The following is a 4,552-nucleotide window of genomic DNA, read 5'->3' as shown; positions in this document are numbered from 1 at the left end:
TAGAGCGTTTCACGTTTTGATGGAAGCATATCCTGCGTTGGCGAAGTAGTTGCTGCATTCGGCAGGCTGGATCGAGGTGACGAGGTCGCCGATGTGTCGCCAAATGTCTTCGAGGGTACGCTTCTGCGCGATGCGCATCCAGTGCTTGATCTTGGCGAANGTCTGTTCGATCGGATTGAGGTCGGGTGAGTAAGGCGGCAGATACCAGAGTCTGGCGCCGGCGCCTCGGATGATGCGACGCAGAGCAGCCGACTTGTGGCTGCCGAGATTATCCATGATCACGATGTCGCCCGGCTTAAGAACTGGAACAAGCTGCTGTTCGACATAAGCGCGGAAGCATTCGCCGTTGATCGGNCCGTCGAAGACGCAGGGAGCGACGAGGCTGTCAGAGCGCAAGGCGCCGAGAAAGGTCAGCGTCCGCCAATGGCCGTGGGGTGCAAAACCCGCACCCGTTCGCCCTTCGGTCCCCACCCGCGCAAGGGGGCCATACGTGGGGGAGGCATCCTGCGCGATAGCTTGCTTCGCTGGTACCGATTTCCAGTAACGACACTGCGAGAGGGAGGCCTGCCGTTTCGGCCGCTGCGCGGATTGCGGCACCGGTGAATGGTCCGTGCCGCTGCAAGCGAAGAGCGATGGGGAACGGACCCCTGTAGGCGAAAACCAGCCGTGATACCTACGGCCTCTAATCCAGATCTAAGCTGATTGCCGACGCGCTCCGCAGTTTCAAGACTGATGCGCGTGTAATCTGGGCCGACCTCCTGAATCGCCGCGTTGGCGCGATTCATCCCGCCAACGAGCGCGTACTTGGTTCTGCATTCCCCGAATCCTCAGCCCCTCTCCGCATACTCTCGCAGGTTGCTCGAAGTGGCGAATCCAACCCGCTACGCAGCACACGCCATGTGGAGTTATACGTCGTCAAAGGCATGGCCAGGGGCTCGTCGGTTTCGTTCTCTCGAATTTGCACGTGCCAGGTGACATTCGTAATTCAGATGTTGTGGAAGAAGTCGGCCAATGGCCGCTGTCCACTTCGAGGTCTTTCAGCAGATCCGCAAACGTTCGGGCCGAAGGTCCGACTTTGGCTCAAAGAAGGTCGTTTACCGCGGGCTTGGGGCGGCGGCTGGTCTAAGCGATGGAAAGTAAGTAGCGCCTCACCTGCCGGTCTGATGGGATGGCTGCGCGTTACCACAGCGGCTATCTCGTTTCCCGGCGGCGTGGAGCGCTCTCTCACGCAGATGCCTTGGCGACCGGGAACGGCTTCACCTGGAATCGGTCATCCCAAACTCATCGACTCTCATCGCCTGGTCCTCTCAACGGGCCGCCGCCGGTGCGGGCCCGCCCGGCGCAGCGCCGGCCATCTCTAGTCGCGGACTAACTTTAAGCGTCAGGGCGACGAGGCCACCGACCAAGGCGCAACCGGCCAAGGCCAGCAGCCCGGCGGTGAAGCTGCCGGTCGCATCTTTGAGGTAGCCCATAAGGAAAGGCCCGGCGAACCCGGACAGGTTGCCGAGCGCATTGATCCCCGCGATCCCGGCTGCAGCCGAAGCTCCCGTCAGGAACGCGCTGGGTATCGGCCATAGCAGAGGGGGCGTCGCGGAAACGCCGATCTGGCTCAGGCAAAGGAAGCCAAGCACCAGCGCCGGGGCGGAGACGAGACCCGCGCCGGCCAGACCGATCGAGGCGAGAAGCATGGCGAAGCAAACGTGCTCCCGACGCCTCAATGTGCGGTCGGAGTTGCGGCCCAGGAGGACCATTCCGACGGCGCCAAACAAGAACGGCACAGCGGACAGCAGACCGGTCTGGAAGTTGCTCACGCCGAAGTCCTTGATGATCGTCGGCAAGAAGAACGCCACACCATAGCTCGCCGCGTTCAGACAAAAGTAGACGAACGCGCAAGCAAGGACACGGAGGTCGGTGAGCGCCCTGACGATGCCCAGGTGCTCGACGGCCACCTTATGCTGCCGTTCGGATTCTAGCCGTTGTTCGAGCCAGCCCCTCTCGTCGTTGGCCAGCCACGTGGCAAGCGCCGGTCGATCGGTCAGGTAGAAGACGACCCCGAAGCCCATTAGTATCGACGGCAAGGCTTCGAGGATGAAGAGCCATTGCCAGCCATCCAGTCCAGCGCCGACGATGTTCAGCAGAGCCCCGGAAATCGGGCCGCCCACAATCGACGAGAACGGTATTGCCAGCATAAACAGCGAGACGACCCGGGCGCGGTAGATCGAGGGGAACCACAGCGTCAGGTAAAAAATGATCCCGGGAAAGAAGCCCGCCTCGGCGAGACCGAGCAGAAAACGGAGGATGTAGAACACCCACTCGGTCGAGATCCCGGTAGCCGCTGAGATCGAGGGGATGAAGGCGAACAATCCAGAGATGACACCCCAGCTCAGCATGATGCGGGCGATCCAGAGCCGAGCGCCGAACCTATCGAGCGCAAGGTTGGATGGTACTTCAAACAGGAAATAGGAGATGAAGAACAGGCCCGCACCGAAGCCGTATGCAGCCTCCGACAGGCCGAGCGCCGAATTCATCTGTAATTTGGCGAAACCGACGTTCACCCGGTCGAGGTACGCGACGAAGTAGCAGATGAAGAGGAAGGGCAGCAAACGCCACATTATCTTGCGGATCGTCCTTGCTTCGATCTCGTCCATGACACCGTTACCTCCGTGTCGGTGGAGCTTGGGCGGCCTGCCCGGATCACTTTGGGGGCACTCATTTTGCTGCCAATCGGTTGGCTCTGATCCGATGGGTGTCAACTTGCGGGTCGCGCCGTCTGACCGCATTTTCTGAGTGGCAAGGTCAACCCTTCAAAACCAGCTCCTACAGACAAGACACCGCTGCACCGCAGTACAGACATCACGGCTGCCGTCGGCGCTGGATCTGACTTAGGGACAGGCTTTCCGATGCTAGATTACGATGCAAGCTGAACACTTACGATGCAAGCTGAACACGACCTCGGTTGCAAACCCAAGTTCCTTCGCGTGAATTGGTTCCTTTGCCACAGCTTCCGCGTGAAAGTTAAAGCCGCTTAGGCCATCATGGCAAACACGATGGACGACCCGCCGCAGATCGCAGATTGGCAATATTACTAAGCTATAACGGTACCCCCGCCGTATGGATCTACCGCGATTTGCCGGGTTTCTGAATGACCGCCCCGCTGCGCGACCCCAACAACCTGATAGCGATCATTTACGATTGGGCCGCCGCCAATGCCGCCAGGCAGCATCGCGGACACTTCCATCAATTTCACTCCGTGTTTGGTCGGCCTTGCAATGATCTTTCCAAGGCGTTTGCTGAGCTCGTCGTGCGGACCGTAGTCTGGAAATCCCAGTGCGATGATGTCCTCATCTGCACGCTCAGGAGATGCCGCGTGGAGTGAGTTAAGATAAGTTCCTGAAGGCACGTGGTGGTCGAGTATCAGCAAATCGTGATGATCTGCGTCGGCGACTGGAAGGCGTGACCATGTACTTCACTGAAAATGCCGCCGGTTTGTAGAGGTCAGCGCGCTTAACGGGCTGAAGCTCCGCGAGAACATGATGCAGAAAAATCAGGAACGATCAGAAAGCGGAGGCCGGCAGGATTTCCGTATTGCGACCGGTGGCTAAGATCTGCGGGCTGCGGCTAAGGTTCAAGGCCGATCCGCGCGAGCGGTCGGCGACCTAAAATGAGCGACGACAGGAGCACGTTAGAGAGGAGAACAATATGACAATCTACATTTCACAAGGGCGTTACACGCCGACGGCGATCCGCGCAATGACCGCGAAGCCGGAGAACCGTTCTGAGGCGATTGCTGAGATGCTCGCCGCCGCCGGCGGTCGTCTAATCGGTTGGTACCTCACCTTGGGACGGTACGACTGGCTGATAGTAGCCGAAGCACCCGACGAGCGTACACTGGTGTCGGCCGTGCTTGCGGCGGCAGCTGGCGGAAGCCTGTCCGACATAACCACGACGGTGGCACTCTCGGCCGACGATACAGTAAAGGCTTTCGGTCAGGCGGGTGAGCTTGCGAAGAAGTTCAGATCGGCCGGAGCCGACTACTACGGGGTGCCGGTCGAGTCGGCTCGCGAAATTGCGACGGACCCAAAGTAGTAGAACCTCCATACGCCACGTGGATGGCAGAGACTATGCCGACGGGAGTTCGTAAAGCGAGCGGCCAGTCGCTTCCGGTCTTGCCCGATGAGCGGACATTCTTGGTGTCCGTCGGCAGGTCTCAGAAGGGCCAAGGGACTAAACCGCTCGCGCGGTAGGCCGCTGCGGCAAACAGGGTGGCCAAGCCGNTAGCGCCAAGGGGCGTCCTGTCTTGAGATTGAGGGGTTGCAACAACCTCACCCAAGACAGGAGCATCCCCATGACCGACGAGGCAATGAGCCCGTTGCGCCGGCGCATGATCGAAGACATGACGATCCGCAAGTTGGCCCCGAAGACCCAACATGACTACGTGCAAAGGGTCAAGAACTTCGCGGCGTTTCTCGGGCGCTCGCCCGATACGGCGAGCTTCGAGGACGTGCGGCGCTACCAGCTGCATCTGGCGGCGAGCGGCGTTGGCGTGCCGACC

The 4,552-nt window shown here is 60.1% G+C and carries 4 protein-coding genes and 1 pseudogene; 2 read left to right on the top strand and 3 right to left on the bottom strand.

Features of this window, described 5'->3' with window-relative positions:
* Positions 1-9: 9 nt before the first annotated feature.
* From YY7_RS56155 to YY7_RS61675, 3 genes and pseudogenes are all read right to left on the bottom strand, one after another.
* Positions 10-488 (bottom strand): annotated as a pseudogene (locus YY7_RS56155) (IS630 family transposase); the annotation flags it as partial.
* An 819-nt stretch (positions 489-1,307) separates the two neighbouring features.
* Entirely contained in the window at positions 1,308-2,648 is a 1,341-nt protein-coding gene (locus YY7_RS0149505; protein WP_028169386.1) for an MFS transporter, read from the bottom strand.
* Positions 2,649-3,085: 437 nt separating this feature from the next.
* A complete protein-coding gene (locus tag YY7_RS61675) occupies positions 3,086-3,421 on the bottom strand; it encodes a hypothetical protein (RefSeq protein WP_155255694.1) in 336 nt (111 codons plus the stop codon).
* Between the two features lie 278 nt (positions 3,422-3,699).
* Between YY7_RS61675 and YY7_RS0149495 the strand changes: the two genes are divergently transcribed.
* Positions 3,700-4,086, top strand: coding sequence for a GYD domain-containing protein (locus tag YY7_RS0149495; protein WP_028169384.1), 387 nt, complete (start codon positions 3,700-3,702; stop codon positions 4,084-4,086).
* 259 nt (positions 4,087-4,345) lie between these two features.
* The coding region (locus YY7_RS56150; protein WP_035693258.1) for a phage integrase N-terminal SAM-like domain-containing protein at positions 4,346-4,552 on the top strand (207 nt) is incomplete at its 3' end.

Source organism: Bradyrhizobium elkanii WSM2783 (assembly GCF_000472865.1).
In the GTDB taxonomy this organism is placed as follows: domain Bacteria; phylum Pseudomonadota; class Alphaproteobacteria; order Rhizobiales; family Xanthobacteraceae; genus Bradyrhizobium; species Bradyrhizobium elkanii_A.
This window is presented reverse-complemented; position numbering and strand designations above follow the sequence as displayed.

Bases quoted from the DNA above. Each gene is read 5' to 3' on its own strand.
- YY7_RS0149495 (WP_028169384.1), top strand. From the start codon at position 3,700: ATGACAATCTACATTTCACAAGGGCGTTACACGCCGACGGCGATCCGC.
- YY7_RS0149505 (WP_028169386.1), bottom strand. From the start codon at position 2,648: ATGGACGAGATCGAAGCAAGGACGATCCGCAAGATAATGTGGCGTTTG.